Source organism: Ammoniphilus oxalaticus (assembly GCF_003609605.1).
Taxonomy (GTDB): domain Bacteria; phylum Bacillota; class Bacilli; order Aneurinibacillales; family RAOX-1; genus Ammoniphilus; species Ammoniphilus oxalaticus.
Genome location: NZ_MCHY01000009.1, coordinates 77,109 through 91,919 on the forward strand (window position 1 = coordinate 77,109; position 14,811 = coordinate 91,919).

The 14,811-nt window shown below is 40.8% G+C and carries 19 protein-coding genes; 9 read left to right on the forward strand and 10 right to left on the reverse strand.

Annotated elements, in window-relative coordinates:
• Window positions 1–57 precede the first annotated feature (57 nt).
• A complete protein-coding gene (locus BEP19_RS11665; protein WP_120190098.1) occupies window positions 58–1,335 on the reverse strand; it encodes a peptidase in 1,278 nt (425 codons plus the stop codon).
• 186 nt (window positions 1,336–1,521) lie between these two features.
• On the opposite strand from BEP19_RS11665, the gene BEP19_RS11670 reads away from it, so the two are divergent.
• Window positions 1,522–1,620 (forward strand): sporulation protein YjcZ, encoded by a 99-nt coding sequence (locus BEP19_RS11670; RefSeq protein ID WP_120190099.1) that lies wholly within the window; start codon window positions 1,522–1,524, stop codon window positions 1,618–1,620.
• Window positions 1,621–1,895: 275 nt separating this feature from the next.
• Here the strand turns inward: BEP19_RS11670 and BEP19_RS11675 are convergent, their stop codons facing one another.
• The 3 genes from BEP19_RS11675 to BEP19_RS11690 form a co-directional block, all read right to left on the reverse strand.
• The gene (locus BEP19_RS11675; protein WP_120190100.1) at window positions 1,896–2,249 is read right to left on the reverse strand and encodes a YtxH domain-containing protein; all 354 of its coding nucleotides are present in this window, start codon (window positions 2,247–2,249) and stop codon (window positions 1,896–1,898) included.
• A gap of 502 nt (window positions 2,250–2,751) precedes the next feature.
• On the reverse strand, window positions 2,752–3,324 hold the full coding sequence (locus BEP19_RS11685) for a hypothetical protein (protein ID WP_120190102.1): 573 nt from the start codon (window positions 3,322–3,324) through the stop codon (window positions 2,752–2,754).
• Between the two features lie 188 nt (window positions 3,325–3,512).
• The gene (locus BEP19_RS11690; protein WP_120190103.1) at window positions 3,513–3,671 is read right to left on the reverse strand and encodes an aspartyl-phosphate phosphatase Spo0E family protein; all 159 of its coding nucleotides are present in this window, start codon (window positions 3,669–3,671) and stop codon (window positions 3,513–3,515) included.
• Window positions 3,672–4,019: 348 nt separating this feature from the next.
• On the opposite strand from BEP19_RS11690, the gene BEP19_RS11700 reads away from it, so the two are divergent.
• From BEP19_RS11700 to BEP19_RS11725, 6 genes are all read left to right on the forward strand, one after another.
• On the forward strand, window positions 4,020–4,382 hold the full coding sequence (locus BEP19_RS11700) for a YflT domain-containing protein (protein ID WP_120190105.1): 363 nt from the start codon (window positions 4,020–4,022) through the stop codon (window positions 4,380–4,382).
• Window positions 4,383–4,734: 352 nt separating this feature from the next.
• Window positions 4,735–5,088, forward strand: coding sequence for an STAS domain-containing protein (locus tag BEP19_RS11705; protein WP_120190106.1), 354 nt, complete (start codon window positions 4,735–4,737; stop codon window positions 5,086–5,088).
• A 2-nt stretch (window positions 5,089–5,090) separates the two neighbouring features.
• Window positions 5,091–5,573, forward strand: coding sequence for an anti-sigma B factor RsbW (gene rsbW, locus BEP19_RS11710; RefSeq protein WP_120190107.1), 483 nt, complete (start codon window positions 5,091–5,093; stop codon window positions 5,571–5,573).
• Window positions 5,542–6,312 (forward strand): sigma-70 family RNA polymerase sigma factor, encoded by a 771-nt coding sequence (locus BEP19_RS11715; RefSeq protein WP_120190108.1) that lies wholly within the window; start codon window positions 5,542–5,544, stop codon window positions 6,310–6,312. The genes rsbW and BEP19_RS11715 overlap by 32 nt, the downstream gene beginning before the upstream one ends.
• Before the next feature lie 34 nt (window positions 6,313–6,346).
• Window positions 6,347–7,348, forward strand: a complete 1,002-nt coding sequence (locus BEP19_RS11720; RefSeq protein ID WP_120190109.1) for a SpoIIE family protein phosphatase — start codon at window positions 6,347–6,349, stop codon at window positions 7,346–7,348.
• 221 nt (window positions 7,349–7,569) lie between these two features.
• The gene (locus tag BEP19_RS11725; RefSeq protein WP_120190110.1) at window positions 7,570–7,974 is read left to right on the forward strand and encodes an ATP-binding protein; all 405 of its coding nucleotides are present in this window, start codon (window positions 7,570–7,572) and stop codon (window positions 7,972–7,974) included.
• 13 nt (window positions 7,975–7,987) lie between these two features.
• Here BEP19_RS11725 and BEP19_RS11730 read toward each other — a convergent pair whose 3' ends face one another.
• Window positions 7,988–8,176 (reverse strand): adenine nucleotide alpha hydrolase family protein, encoded by a 189-nt coding sequence (locus BEP19_RS11730; protein ID WP_120190111.1) that lies wholly within the window; start codon window positions 8,174–8,176, stop codon window positions 7,988–7,990.
• A 56-nt stretch (window positions 8,177–8,232) separates the two neighbouring features.
• Complete coding sequence (locus tag BEP19_RS11735) at window positions 8,233–8,442, reverse strand: hypothetical protein (protein ID WP_120190112.1); 210 nt, start codon at window positions 8,440–8,442, stop codon at window positions 8,233–8,235.
• A gap of 211 nt (window positions 8,443–8,653) precedes the next feature.
• Between BEP19_RS11735 and BEP19_RS11740 the strand changes: the two genes are divergently transcribed.
• A complete protein-coding gene (locus BEP19_RS11740) occupies window positions 8,654–9,907 on the forward strand; it encodes a type IV secretory system conjugative DNA transfer family protein (protein WP_120190113.1) in 1,254 nt (417 codons plus the stop codon).
• 574 nt (window positions 9,908–10,481) lie between these two features.
• On the opposite strand, the gene BEP19_RS11745 is transcribed toward BEP19_RS11740, so the two are convergent.
• The 3 genes from BEP19_RS11745 to BEP19_RS11755 form a co-directional block, all read right to left on the reverse strand.
• The gene (locus BEP19_RS11745; RefSeq protein ID WP_120190114.1) at window positions 10,482–10,844 is read right to left on the reverse strand and encodes a hypothetical protein; all 363 of its coding nucleotides are present in this window, start codon (window positions 10,842–10,844) and stop codon (window positions 10,482–10,484) included.
• A 95-nt stretch (window positions 10,845–10,939) separates the two neighbouring features.
• Window positions 10,940–11,509, reverse strand: coding sequence for an SCO family protein (locus BEP19_RS11750; protein ID WP_120190115.1), 570 nt, complete (start codon window positions 11,507–11,509; stop codon window positions 10,940–10,942).
• 44 nt (window positions 11,510–11,553) lie between these two features.
• Window positions 11,554–13,218, reverse strand: a complete 1,665-nt coding sequence (locus tag BEP19_RS11755; RefSeq protein ID WP_120190116.1) for a glycerol-3-phosphate dehydrogenase/oxidase — start codon at window positions 13,216–13,218, stop codon at window positions 11,554–11,556.
• Between the two features lie 184 nt (window positions 13,219–13,402).
• Here BEP19_RS11755 and BEP19_RS11760 point away from each other — a divergent pair, with 184 nt between their 5' ends.
• Window positions 13,403–14,167 carry a sulfite exporter TauE/SafE family protein gene (locus BEP19_RS11760; protein ID WP_120190117.1) on the forward strand — a complete coding sequence of 255 codons (765 nt, stop codon included), beginning with the start codon at window positions 13,403–13,405 and terminating at the stop codon, window positions 14,165–14,167.
• Window positions 14,168–14,193: 26 nt separating this feature from the next.
• Here the strand turns inward: BEP19_RS11760 and uptA are convergent, their stop codons facing one another.
• Window positions 14,194–14,790 (reverse strand): undecaprenyl phosphate transporter UptA, encoded by a 597-nt coding sequence (uptA, locus tag BEP19_RS11765; RefSeq protein WP_120190118.1) that lies wholly within the window; start codon window positions 14,788–14,790, stop codon window positions 14,194–14,196.
• Window positions 14,791–14,811 lie beyond the last annotated feature (21 nt).

The window sequence follows — 14,811 nt, forward strand, 5'->3', positions numbered from 1 at the left end:
TGTGAAGGGTGAAGTCGGCTATTGTCTAAGTAAATTTCCGCGAAGACAAAAAGGAGTCTATCCTCCGTTTTCCACAACGCCACACCACCTCAGCAACGTAAACGCAACGATTTCCGCGCAAGCAAACACTTCATCCAAAACAATATACTCATCCGCATGGTGAGCGACATCCGTTACACCCGGACCAAACACGATCGTTGGCGTATCGCCAACATTGCTTAGTAATCCGCCATCCGTCCCCCATGGAGAAGCTTCAATGATGGGCTCACTCCCGCGCGCAGATCGGAATTGTTCGACTAATGTATTCATAAGTTCGTGTTCAAGATCAATCGTTCCAGGAACCCAGCGACCGCCAAACCACTCCAGAGCAGGTGGATGCTCGATAAACCATGCATCCGTTTCACTCAATTTGTCGAGTGCGCGCTGTAAATCTTGTTTAGCATGTTCCATTGTTTCATCTGGCGCAACGCCCATTCGCCCCTCAATCTTCACTTCATCCGGAACCGAGGAAGGCCAGTTACCGCCTTCTATCACCCCGACATTAATCGGAATTGGAATAGGTGTTCGCTCATACAGCGGGTCGGTAATGCGTTCATTGCGTTCGGTCTCCAATTGCCGAATTTGTTCGATAACAAGCAGGCTTTTTTCAATTGCGCTAACCCCTTCATAGCGCGTGCCCCCGTGCGCTGAGCGCCCTTTCACATGGACCCGAAACCACATGGAGCCTTGTTGTTTAGGGAAAATCCGCATATTTGTCGGTTCTGGAATGAGAGCGGCATCTGCTTTATATCCCCTCAAAATTGCCGCTAACGTGCCCGCGCCTCCACTTTCTTCTTCAACAACACTTTGAAAAATGACATCACCTTTCAACTTGATCCCGCATTCTTTGATTGCCTGCATCGCAAGCAGTAAGGAAAGATTGCCGCCTTTCATATCTGTAACCCCGCGACCATACATCTTCCCGTCTTCTATTTTTCCGCTATAGGGATGGTCTTTCCATTGCTTGTGGTCCCCTTCAGGAACGACATCAATGTGACCGTTTAAAATAATCGATCGACCGCCTCCCGCCCCCCGCATCAAACCGACTACATTCGGACTACCCGAAAAATCAGTTCGCGGCGAATAAAAGTAGTCATGGTCTAACAACTCGTCTCCAGCAGGTTCCCAAACATCCACATCAAACCCTAACGAACGCAATTTGCGTTCTACTATTTTTTGGGCCTGCTCTTCATCCCCTTGCGTGCTCTGCGCCTGTACTAACTCGCCTAAAAAATCAATACTCGATTGCCGATTGCCTTTAATCCACCGTTGGATCTTCTCTTGCATTTTTTTCATCCAGTGAAGCCCCTCTCCAAAAACGTCTTAATACAGTTTATCGTTAACCTCATTGCTTCATGACCATTTAGGTAATTGGGCAAATAGCAAAAAAAGAATTTCCTCACTAAATTAGACGGCCGTCTATACCCTTTCGCAAATCAATTCATAGACTGAAAAGGAACACAGCGAAAGGAGGAAGGTTACATGAGCTTATGGAATGGCGGTTTATTTGAAGACGATGGTTTTCTGATTATCCTTGTCCTGTTCATCCTTCTTGTCATTATCTTCGCAGGATTTAATTAATTTGTGGGGATGCGGCGCGCTGTCCGCTAAATCCAATGTAATACAACGTTGAATCACCCTTTACGACCCCTCGTCGTAGTCGATTCATCGTAGAAGAAAATAGGCCTTCCTTGCAGTCACCGAACTCAAGGAAGGCCTTTTCTATTTGATCGGCATGAAAGGTGTTTTGTAAAATAGAAGCGCGAATGAATGCAAAGGGGAGCCCTCCCCTGACAAGTGGGCATAGGGCTCTTACTGTTGAACAGCGCGTTTTTTCTTTGGTCAGCGGTTTACATTTAATTTTTATTTCTGTCTATTGCCTCAACAAACTTATCAATCGCTAGACTTAAGTTATCCATCGCCTCTTGCGCGCCTTCATCGTCTTGGTTTTTCTTTGAGGCGGCAACTTCTTTGACTGCTTGCTTTAACTGGTTGGTAAATCCAATCGTACGGTTCTTTAGATTGGATTCCCACACTGCTGTTTGTTCCTTTAACTGTTCAATCGTATCACCAGCTTTTCCCTTCACTTCCGCGCACTTTTCGATAACAGTATCTTTGTTCCTATACACAAGCACAGATGTAGCAATACCAGCTACTCCTCCGATTACGGTTCCCAATAACAGGTTTTTGTTATGATTTTCATTCTTCATGCGACATCTCTCCCTTTTTCTTTCACTTTTTGATAAAGATCCATTCCTACATGAAATATGGATAATATGTTGCCTATGTTGCCTAACCTATCTTTCCTGATCTCAGTCTCGTCCTTGATTGTCATCGTAAGATCCTGTATGTGCTTTCCAGTCGTAGCAAGAGAATCAACAATCAATTTGATCTGGTTGCTATTCACTTGGAGATCTGCAATCAAACGCTTAAGTCGTTTTAGTATGCGAACCAAGTAAATAACAAGGATCATAAAGGAAATTGAAGCCAATAAGGCCGAGAACTCCAGGATTGTAACCTGAAACGCCATTTTTACCTCCAAGTTCACCCTTACTTTTATTTACCCACGATCGATCAGCTTGAAACATTTTTTAATAAAAATCTTGTTTTGATATCAAAAAAATAAAAAAAGTCGCGCGTTGATCGTATCCACTAAGTCAAATAGATCTCTTGTACTGCGGGGTATCCTTGTTAAATGCTTCGCAAAGAAAACTAAACGGCATTTTCCACCTGCTGGATAGACGCCTCAAAACCAAAGAGTGTCTCCAAAGCGCCATCTTCAGCAAAATATCCCGTTCTCCCCAATTCCCCTAAAGCAACTTGTATGATTTTATTTTCGGCCCGAAGGAAGTCCCGCTCACTTCCAATTAAGTCCCCGAATTTACTTCGTTTTTGTTGAATAGAATACTTAATCTTAAATAAGACATTCATTGAATTTGTAGGATTAATCCGCATCAGAGGTTCTCCATTTTCCCCATACCTGACACTGCTATGTTCAACTTTTAAATCCTGAATAAGCTCGATCACGTCTTCCACAGACACTTGACCTTCACAGTAGTTCCAGAATATTTTTGTTACATACTCGTAATGATCTTGATTGACTATCATAATAGATTGATCCTTCTCTTGGATAATTTCCATGTGAATAAGAATCACGTGTAACAATAAATTAAGTTCTTCATTAAAAAAGTCAGCGTTAACATTAAAAATCCGTTTGAATAAGGTCTGTTTTTGATGCAATAAATAACCTACTCTTAACAACTGATGGATGGATTCTGACTTCATTAATATCCCCTCCAATTCAATTTTATAGATCGTCAAGCGTACGCTAGATTCCAAAGTAAACTTGTTAACTATAATCATTCAAGTCGCCATTCAGGAACTGTAAGCCTTACTCCGCGAGTATGATCTACTCGCGTAAGTATTAGGGTTATTTACAAGGGTTAGCTTCAGGAAAGCATTCGTCATGAAATTCAATCTCTCCCACAAACCGCCTGATTTTTCATGTACTCAACGATGAGCCTATCCAGTTCTTGCGATTTTTTCAGCACTTCCCCGTCTGGATATCCTCTTCCAGAAGCGAGTACGTGAAGTTCTCCCCGAACTTGTTCAATGTGCCGCAGCTTAGCCATGCGTCTCCCACCTTCCAACGTTTTAGTATTTTATTTAAACAAAGGAAATACATAATGGTTGATAAAGTATAAAGAACCAAAGAAGATGATTAAATAAGAAATATACTTAATGAATGTGGAAGCTACCATACTTGAATCTGACTTCTTCTCGATATTCTTTTTTTCTATCTCGATATTTTTATTTTGTTCCATCAATTCTTCACGCCCTTCTTCATGTTTAAGGTGATTACTACTTCTTAAACCCAAATGAGTCGATTGAAACACTGAAATAATAATTGACTCAATCGAGCAACTCCTGGGTAATGAATAGGTAAGTCGTAAAATATTCATTTGAAGGAGGAATATACAATGGAAATTCCAGTAGCTATTGTAGAAAACGGAGTAGAAGCAGTAGAGGAAATAAGAAAATTGGAAAGTGAAGGATATTCCCTTCAGGATATTTATATCTTAGCTCATAGTGAAAGACGGACAAACACGTTAACAGATGCGATAGAAACGAACTCAATTGGTATTCTGGAACAAGGTATATTTAACCAAATTGCCAATATCTTTCGTTCAAGAGAAGATGAACTTTGTTCTCAAATGGAATCTATGGGGATTCCTAAAGAAATAGAGAAGCATCTACTAAAAGAGTTAAATCAAGGTCGGTTACTCATCATTGCGCAACCGAGTGAACCAGATGATCCGTATCATTTTTACCCCCTAATGTAATCATCTGATTTCCTTATAAAGGGCTATCCGACCTTTTTATTTTAGCGATTGATTAATTCAGTTCATGCTTGAGACACATAAAAAATAAGGCCTTATCCCCAGGGTAGGCCTTATTTTTTTGTGTACGATATAGCTACACTGAAAATCTTAGCAAACAAGACTAGGATAACTTTCATCACTTTCTTAAAAAAAATAATAAAAATCTTCATACTAAGTGTTTCAATTGCTCCTGCAGGGGGTAAGTAATAGGGATGACAAAATTTTTCTGTAGCAAAATAGTAGAACTCTTTTCCTCTTCCTTTGTTTTTGGTTAAATAAAAGAAATTAATAATGAGCAGAGGTGACAGTCAGAATGAAACATGTTGAAAAATTTGAAATTCATCAAGAGGAAACTGCGATGGAACACAGGGTATACTTAAAGGGGGAACTTGATATATCAAAAGCCGAACAATTTCGATCACTAGTAGATCGGCTTGCCGATGATGCTAGCAAGACTCTTACGATCAATTTGAAAGACCTACACTACATTGATAGTACAGGGATTGGAATTTTCGTCCATATCTTGAAAAAGCGCGATCAATTAAATGCTGCCTTGTCAGTAGAGGATACTTCCCCCAAAATTAAACGGATTTTTGACATAACAGGGATTTCAAAGTTCCTTTTTTCTACGCGCGACATGAACAACAACGAAAGGACTGACGCATAAGCATGAAGCAGCAAAATAAATCAGTCCACTTAACCATTCCTGCTGAAGCTGATTTTGTAGATGTTGTACGTCTATCTTTATATGGAATCGCCACAAAAATGGGTTTTTCCTATGAGGATATCGAGGATATGAAAGTAGCTGTTTCCGAGGCATGCAATAATGCCGTTATTCATGCTTATGATAAGGGTAACTCAGGCCAAATTGACGTTCATTTTGAGGAGCAAAAAGATGGCCTACGGATCACAATAAAAGATTTTGGAAGCAGCTTCAACTATGAAAAAGTCTCAAATGAAGCGGAATCGCTTCATGATAAAGAGCTGAGTGAAGTGACTGTAGGCGGTTTAGGTATCTTCATGATGCAGGCTCTTATGGATGACGTTCAAGTAAACAATGAAACGGGTACAGAAGTGATCTTGATAAAGTTGCTTAACGGAACTGAAGGAGACAAACTTTATGGATTCGAAGAGACAAAAGGGACAGTTTAATGAAAAAATTCAACAATATCAGGAAACAGATAATGAGGAATTAGCTACCTTTCTTCTTTTAGAATACGAACCCATGGTAAAGATGGCAGCAAAAAAGATGTCCCGGAACCGCCCTGATTTTTATGAAGACTTGTTTCAGGTCGGCCAAATGTCATTATTGCGTTCACTCCAGCAGTTTGACACCAGTAAAGGATTTATCTTCGAAGCATACGCAATGAAAAGTTTGATTGGCCATATGAAAAATTATCTTCGGGATAAATCATGGTATATCCAGGTCCCAAGAAAAATTAAAGAGAAGGGCGCTCGCATCCAGCAAACCATCGATGAGTTGACGATGAAACTGGAACGGTCTCCAGACATTCATGAAATTGCCGAATCTCTTGAACTTACCGTGGAGCAGACAATTGAAGTCCTCGTCGGACGTGAATATTACCAGTATGTATCCATTGATACACCATTAAAAAGTGAAGAAGATTCAGCAACCATTGGGGACATCATTGGATCTGAAGATGATGATTTTCAGGATTTAGAAAATCGGTTAGACTTACATGAAGCAATCAATCAGTTGGCGGAGCAAGATAAACATGTTCTACATTTAGCATTCGTTGAGAACGAATCACAGCGAACCATTGCTAAAAGGCTTGGTATATCTCAAGTGACCGTTAGTCGGATTCAAAAACGGGCGGTCTCCGAATTAAGACAGATTTTATCAGATTCATCATTAACCGGGAGTAAATGACTGGTGGCTTCGATTTTCGAAGGAGATAAACGATATGGATGAACATTTTAAAAATCAATATCAGGAATTGCTTTACCAATATCTATTAGAAAAAGATGAGCGGCAGCTTTTTTATGCCCAGCAATCTTCCAAAAAATTTATTGAAAATAATATTAATCCGGTAGATGTTTTGCTTCTTCATCTTAATAGTATGAAAGAAAAACAGGATCTACCCCCTCTTTGGGATGATTCGTTTACATTCTTCTTAGAGTTTATGGTACAGTATAATCTTGTCTATGAGAGAAGAAAGACTCTTCTTTCTGAACAGGAGAAAATAGAAACAGAGTTGTCATTGGCTAAATCCGTTCAAAATTCCTTACTGCCCGATACGGAGAATCTATCGCTGCCAAAAGATGTGGATTTGGGTGTCATTAGTGTTGCTGCTCGTAAAGTAAGCGGGGATTTCTACAATATTATGTCCTATAATCAAAGGGTCGAAATTGCTGTAGCGGATGTTGCGGGAAAAAGCATCCCAGCTGCCATGATCATGTCCATGATGCAATTTGCGATGGAAAGCATTGAAGACTGTCAACAACCTCACACTGTACTTGAGTTGTTGAATCGCTTTTTATATAAGAAAAGTGAAGCCTCTATGTTTGTCACCATGTTTTGGGGAGAGTATTACGCGCCCACCAGTCAATTCTACTATTCGAATGCTGGTCATGAACCCGCGCTCTTCTACGAAGCAAAGAAAGATCAGTTTACAGATCTCTCAACGGATGGGTGCGCGCTAGGTTTAACGACGCGGTATGGCTATAAAACCCAAAGTGTACAACTTGAACCCGGTGATTTTATTGTACTCTATACCGATGGCGTCACTGAATCAAGAGATAGTGAAAGTATCGATGATAATAGCATCCTTCGGCATTTTTTACGGGAAATTAATTTAACGCAAAGCGCGCAACAAATTGTAGAGCAATTACATCAGTATATACTTGCTTCAAACGGACTACGCATTACCGACGATCAGACTATTCTACTCTTTCGCAAAAATTAAGCTAATCGAGACGGAGGTTGAATATATCTATCTTTTTAAAATCGTTCATCGTCTAATTCTATAAAAAATCAGTCTTTCTCTTATTTTTTACAGAAAGACTGATTTTTTGCGTTTTATAAGGGATATTTCGCTATGTTCTACCAGATAGCATTTCAATATTTGTAATTAATAGTATAATTAATTTAGATAAAACTTAAAATGGACCCAGAGGAGTTGAGTTCTTGTCGCAAAGGGTGATCATCAAGATAGCTAATGTGCAAGGGATTATAGCCGCTCGACGTCAAGGACGTATCATGTGTCAAAAGTTAGGGTTTACAGAAGCGGATCAAACTACAATTGTAACCGCAATTTCTGAACTAGCAAGTACGATATGTGAACAAGCAAAGGAAGGAACCGTATGTATTGAATCGGTGGAAGAAACCGATCGAATTGGGTTGAAGGTAAGGATAGAGGACATCGTGCCGGATGTCCCCGATCTTTTTCAGTTACTAGTAGAGGATACAACAAACAACTCTGACTTTTCAAACGGTGTAATGAATGGAAAACATTTGATGGATGATTTCGTCATTCATTTTCAACCTGAGAAAGGAACTGCTATCCAATTGATCAAGTGGAAACTACGCTAAAGACTTGTATAATTCAAAGCAGCCAGCTGCTTTGAATTATACGTACACCATCAATCATTCTCCTTTCCCGATTTCCTATCAAAGTCAAATCAAACTCTTCCTTTTCGGCGTATTTACAGACTTCATAAATAGGCTCCCCTGCTTTAATCATTGATTGATGTTTAACGCATTCCTCCTCTAGCCAGTGTCTCGCATGAATCATTGCCACATCTTCTCCTTCCTTTCATTATCTCTAAAGTATCCGTTTGTTAACCAAACTTAAACTTTGTGTCCATAATGTTTCTTTACGTTTTCTACAGCATCACCATCAATAATAAACTCCGCTTCCGGTGTCGTAAGTGTAATTGTCCTTTGAACAAGATCAAATTGAGTATCCCCTAGGTGAATTTCATACGTTTCACCCGCATTGGTTGTAATAATGAGTTCGCCCCATTCCTTTAACTGTTCCTGTACAGATTCCATATTCATAATTTACTTCCACTCCTTCGTGTGATTATAATTCTAACGCTTGACTATATTTAACCAGCAAAACGTAACTTGATTCACCCACAACCAAAAAATTCATCATTCGCGCTTTCGTATGCGCTTCATAAACATCTTTCTATGAATCATTCGACCATGTACCGGGTAATTGATAAGAGAAGAGATCACTTTTAGAACAAACGTAGGAGGTCAGGAGATGGCTTATAAGCAGATAGAAACCCATCCACAGAATGGTGTCATAATGGGTACTAATTCTACCAATCAGGAATCTTGTATTATCAGCGATAGCGAATTTAATCAACATGCTCTCGTTTTGGGTACAACAGGAAGCGGTAAAACCGTGACAATTATGAATATAGCAGAAAGCGCGATTTCTCGGAGGCTTCCCTTCATTTACGTGGACGGAAAGGGAGACTTAGACCTAGCAAAAAAGATCGAGCGGTTAGCGACTCAACATGATCGACCTTTCTACTTATTCAGCATGGTCGGTCCATCTATGAAATATAATCCACTGGCTACTGGTGGATTTACTGAGCTAAAAGATAAGTTAATGAGCTTAGGCGATTGGACTGAAGAACATGATAAAAATCTCGCTGAACATTATTTGCAAACCGTTTTTAAGGTCTTTGAACTGTCAGGAATTAAACCGACGTTAACAAAAATAGGGGAATATCTTGATCCAGACGACCTAGTGATTCTTTCCCGTAGCATTGCAGATTATGACGAACGTGGTAAGGTCATGGATAGCCTAAACAAGTCTAAAATTGGACAACCTTTAGGACTAGCCGCGCGGATCGCCACGATTACGGAAAGTGAAATTGGTCACTTATTTGATATTGATAAGGATGATCCGGATGATGAAGTGATCGATCTAGATAGAGCCGCGCGGGAAAATGCCGTTGTATTCTTTAGTCTGCAGCCATTAGCGTTCCCCGAATACGCCAACCAAATCGGAAAGTTGATTATAACCGATTTAAAAGGCATGGCGGCGCAACAGTTCACTAGGGAGACAGATCAAAAGATATATACCATCTTTGATGAATTCAGCATCTTCGCGGGAGATCAGATTGTTAACCTGATTAACCAAGGACGGAGCGCGGGAATCCATGCTATTCTATCCTCACAAAGCATTAGCGATATCGACAAGGTTGGAGGGACTTCTTTAATTGGACAAGTCCTTTCAAACTGCAACGTGTACATTATCCAACGGCAAAACAGCCCATCGGATGCGGAAACGCTAGCGGAGGTTATTGGCAAAAAAGACGAACTCCAGGTAACAGCGCATTTATCAAAGCAAGGTGAAACCGAGCGCGGAAGTATCCGATCAACCAAAGAGTTTATTTATCACCCCGATACGTTAAAGAGACTCGAACAAGGGGAAGCGGTCGTTGTTAAAAAACAGAACTTTTCGGTTCAAAAGATAATGGTACGCTATCAGGAAGGATTTTAGGGTAAGCAGCTCTTCAAATGATCGCGCTTTATTACAAAAATAATGCCTAAAAAAATATTTAGACGTATGGAGATTTCTATCAAACTTATTACTGAATTTTAAAAGGAAATTCTCCACACTATATTTTCTAGCATTGTAAATCCTCATTTCTTCAATACCTTTACATGATGGTAAACCCAGCTTATCTTCACATAAGAAGATGAGCTGGGTTTTAAAGTTGCATATGCAAATAACACTTAAAAATAAGCATAGATTATCAGATTACTATCGAAACTAGCTTTTTCCTTATAAAGGATCTTAAAAAAAATTGCAAAACAATATAACGAGGGTCTATTGACTTTTTCTTATACTGGATATAACATCCAATTAGTTGCAATATTATAAGATAGCAGGTAATAAAACGGAATACTTTCATAACAGCGGTTTTCCGTATGGACTACCTATTCACAACGCCTTAACTGTAATTTTCATAACAAATCCTCGATTGGAGACAACATTTTTTAGCAGAAGGAAGTTCCCATATATCTCACTGCCCGAATAAAAAAAGAGCCTTGACCACTCATTCGGTCAAGGCCTATAACTTTTTTAACATGGATTGAATCATTGGGTTGTTAAATATTTTGGCAAGTTGATTCGGGTCCATTCCCCGCAGCGCATTCGACGCGCCTTTCGAGTTACCCTGCAGCATTGATTTTAAGATGGGATGATTTAATAATGACTCTAGTTCAAGCGGCGTTTCATTACCCCCCCGCCGCTGGTTAGATACTGTTGGGCCATCTTGTCTCTTTTTTGATAAAAGGGCCAACCTCTTTCTTTTCTTTCTCCCCGTGTTTTGCTTAATCTCTTCCAATTCTTCCATCATTAAATCCAGTCTGTTTTCTATTTCTGTTAGTCGTTGCAGGACTGCGTGGTAAGAGTTTGATTTTGTCTTGTTCAATCCTTGCCCCCCTAAACAATCAATATACGTTATCCTATGTTAGGCCATCGTTTGTGGGATAGGCGGTTGTCCATTTTAGAAAAAATTTCACCAAATTAACGCGTTAATTGTTTAACGTCAGCAATAATCTCTGCAGAAGAATCATGCATACCTGAATACTTTTGAACAATAACACCCGATTGATCCACTAGAAAAAAATACGTTCCATGCGTCACTTGATCTGTTCCTGTTTCAAATATGAGCGAAGATTTAAAATCCTTTTCTGATATTCGTTTGATCTCATCTTCTGTGTAACCTGTAAGGAAGTGCCAATTAGAAAGATCAGCGTCAAATTGTTCCGCATATTCTTGCAATACTTCGGGAGTGTCGCGCTTCGGGTCCACACTAAACGAAATAAGTGTTACATCAAGCCCTTGATCTTTTAACTCCTGTTGTAACACCGTCTTTTGCGCGGTCATCGGTAAACAAACCGTCGCGCAATTCGTAAAAATAAAATCGGCAATCCACAATTTTCCCTGCAACTGTTCCAAACCGATTTCTTCGCCCTGTTCATTCACCGCTGTGAATTCTTGCACAGGCCAATTAAGCGAATCTTCAAGCTGCGGTTGTTGATTGCCGCATGCAACCGTAAACAGGCATGCCATGAAAAGAAGTACATATCTCACTCCGTTTTTCCTCCGCTACATCATTTTTAGTTTAGTATACCTGATTATAAAGTCTCATCCAAGGGTTCAACAGCTTCATGGAGCCGCTTATCGAGGTCAACTAAATATTTCAATTTTTGGTCTGCCGTCCAGCCCAGTTGATCTGCCATGATTCGAATAACGGCAAATTTCCAACGGCTAACCGTTTCAATTTGGAATGATAAGGCGCCTGTTCTTCTTATAAAAAAATCCGTTGGTGTAACGACCATTTCATACCGAATTCCGTATAAAACCTCGACAAACCAGTCTAGCGGGATGTCTATTTTTGCTCTGTATTCCGATGCGAGTTTAAATAAATCATCTACATTCGACCCATAGCGCCGAACGAGTCGCTCCGCCTGTATAGCGGTGAAACCAAATGCCGTTCCTTGTTTCACCTTATTTTGAATATAGTCATCAAAACCCGCTGAACCGCCTACATCTCCACCCGAAATAGGTAGCCGCCTGGAACGACACTTTGAATACGTACGCTCCCTTTTTTTCTGCAAATCCTGAACAACTTTATCAACGACCCGCTCCGCCATCTTACGGTAACCCGTCAACTTGCCTCCCGCAATGCTAATTAATCCCGATCGCGATTGCCAGACTTCATCTTTTCTTGAAACTTCAGAAGGAGCCTTTCCCTCCTCCTGAATTAACGGCCTCAATCCCGCCCAACTCGATTCTACATCCTCTACTTTGATTGATAGCCCAGGAAATTGATTTTGAATAGCGTCTAACACATAATCACGGTCAGCTATCGTCATCCGCGGCTGGATCAGATCGTCATCATAATCGGTGTCTGTTGTTCCAACGTATGTTTTTCCGTCCCGTGGAATCGCAAACATCATCCTACCATCTAACGATTCAAAATAAACAGCCTGTCTGAGGGGGAATGTCGCTTGGTCAATCACCAGATGAATGCCTTTGGTCAAACGCAACGTCTTTTCTCGTCCATCATCATGATCAAGTTTCCGCACTTCATCCACCCATGGACCCGTCGCATTGACTACCTTTTTGGCAAATACTTGATACCACTCGCCGCTCACCTGATCCTTTACTTCCACGCCATTCACTTTTCCCGCCTCATAAAGTAAACGTTCCACTTTACTATAGTTGAGCGCTGTTGCCCCTTGGCGCGTCGATTCTTTAAGCGTCTCGATTGTCAATCGGGCGTCGTCCGTACGGTATTCCACATAAAAACCAGCTCCCAACAAATCTGATGATTTAAGAAAAGGGACGAACTTCAACACTTCTTCCTTCGATAACATTTTTCGTCGTTCCGCTCGCTTTACACCTGCCAAAAAATCATATAATTTTAGCCCGATCGCCACGCTTCGCTTTCCAATGGCAGCCCCTTTATAAATTGGAGTTAACATCCACTCTGGTCGTGTCACGTGTGGCCCATTTTCATAGACGACAGCCCGCTCTCTGCCCGTTTCCGCGACCAATTTCAATTCCCATTGTTGTAGATAACGGAGACCCCCGTGCGCCAGTTTGGTGGAACGACTGGAGGTTCCCGCGGAAAAGTCTTGCATTTCAAACAGGACCGTTTTCATCCCTCTCGCAGCCGCATCTAAGGCAATGCCCGCTCCCGTAATTCCGCCGCCAATAATTAACAAATCAACTGAATTCCCCGCTATCCCCTTAACAATAGAAGTCCGATTTAAAGTGGAAAATGAACGCGTCACTGTCCGCCCTCCTCTTTTAGATTCACAAAACCCTAGTAGACAGCATTTGTTTTATCTCTATACAACCATTAATTTGGGCTCCAAAGAGTTTATTCAAGGCAATCACCTAAAATAACGCGTTTCATATGATATCCTATCGGTTTCCCAATTCTGAAGACCCTTCCTAAAACAGGAGAGTGAATGTATGAGTATAGGAATTATGCTAATGGGGTTATTTGTCGGTTTCCTGGTGGGTCTAACAGGGGTCGGAGGCGCGGCTTTATTAACCCCCATCCTTATCTTAATCGGAGTTAACCCTACGATAGCGGTTGGCACGGATCTCGTTTACAATTCCATCACAAAATTTTTCGGAACCCTTCAACATTGGCGTCAAAAGACTGTCAATTTCACCCTCGTAAAATACTTTGCAATCGGCAGTGTGCCAAGTTCTATCGTAGCGGTTAGTCTGCTCTATTTATCAGATACGTTTTATCGAAATCAAGAGGTCATTGTAAAACATGCTTTGGGGTACATTTTAATTGCTGTTGCGCTGTCTAGTCTTTTTCGAACCATTTTTGATTCGAATTTCAAAGAAAATCGGTGGCAATTACGAACAATCCAGCAGAAAAAAGGACTCACCATTACAATGGGAGTCTGCCTGGGCTTCATTGTTGGGCTCACATCTGTTGGATCTGGTTCCCTCGTTGCCATCGCCTTACTCTACTTTTTTCGACTGAAGTCTTCAGAATTAGTTGGCACCGATATTGCCCATGCCTTCTTTCTCGTTACCGCAGCAGGGTTTATGCATGCCAGCTTTGGAAGCGTAAATTTCCCGCTCGTCTTCAATCTCCTGATCGGCTCAATCCCCGGTGTCATTGTTGGCAGTTCTCTTTCCGCAAAAATACCAACAAAGCCATTGCGAGCAGTCGTCTGCGTCGTCATCTTACTTAGTGGAATAAAGATGATTTAACCAAAAAAGAAGAACCTATTGATTGTTCAATAGGTTCTTCTTTTTTTCCTAATTTGTAAGATAGCATAGAGAAGAGCCGCCGCTATCGCGCCTAACATGATTTTTCCGATAAATGGCTGAGCAGAAGTTTTTATATCCGCCCAATTGTTTCCTAATTGCATCCCTAAATAAAGAAATAAAATGGACCAGGGAATCATAGCTAGCACCGTTAAAACAGTAAAGCGTAGTAAACTCATCTTGGCAATGCCCGCTGGAATTGAAATCGCGTGCCGAATAACTGGAATAAAGCGCGCGGTAAAAACAATACCCGTCCCGTGGCGCTCAAACCACCTCTCGGATATGTCCAAATGCTTTTGGTTAATCAATAAATAACGACCGTATTTTTGAAGAAAAGGTCTTCCCCCATAGTACCCAATCCAGTATAAAAAAATTTGGGCCAATGTCCCGCCGATAATTCCGGCAATGAGCGCCCCTGGAAATCCAATTTTTCCAATAGAAATAAGGTAGCCTCCATAGGCTAATACGATCTCGCTCGGAATGACCTCAATCATTAAACCTATTGCGATTCCCCAATAACCTAGATCTGCGAGCGTATCCAATATTGTTTTTATAATTGCATCCATGTTTCCCCACCATATTCCTCA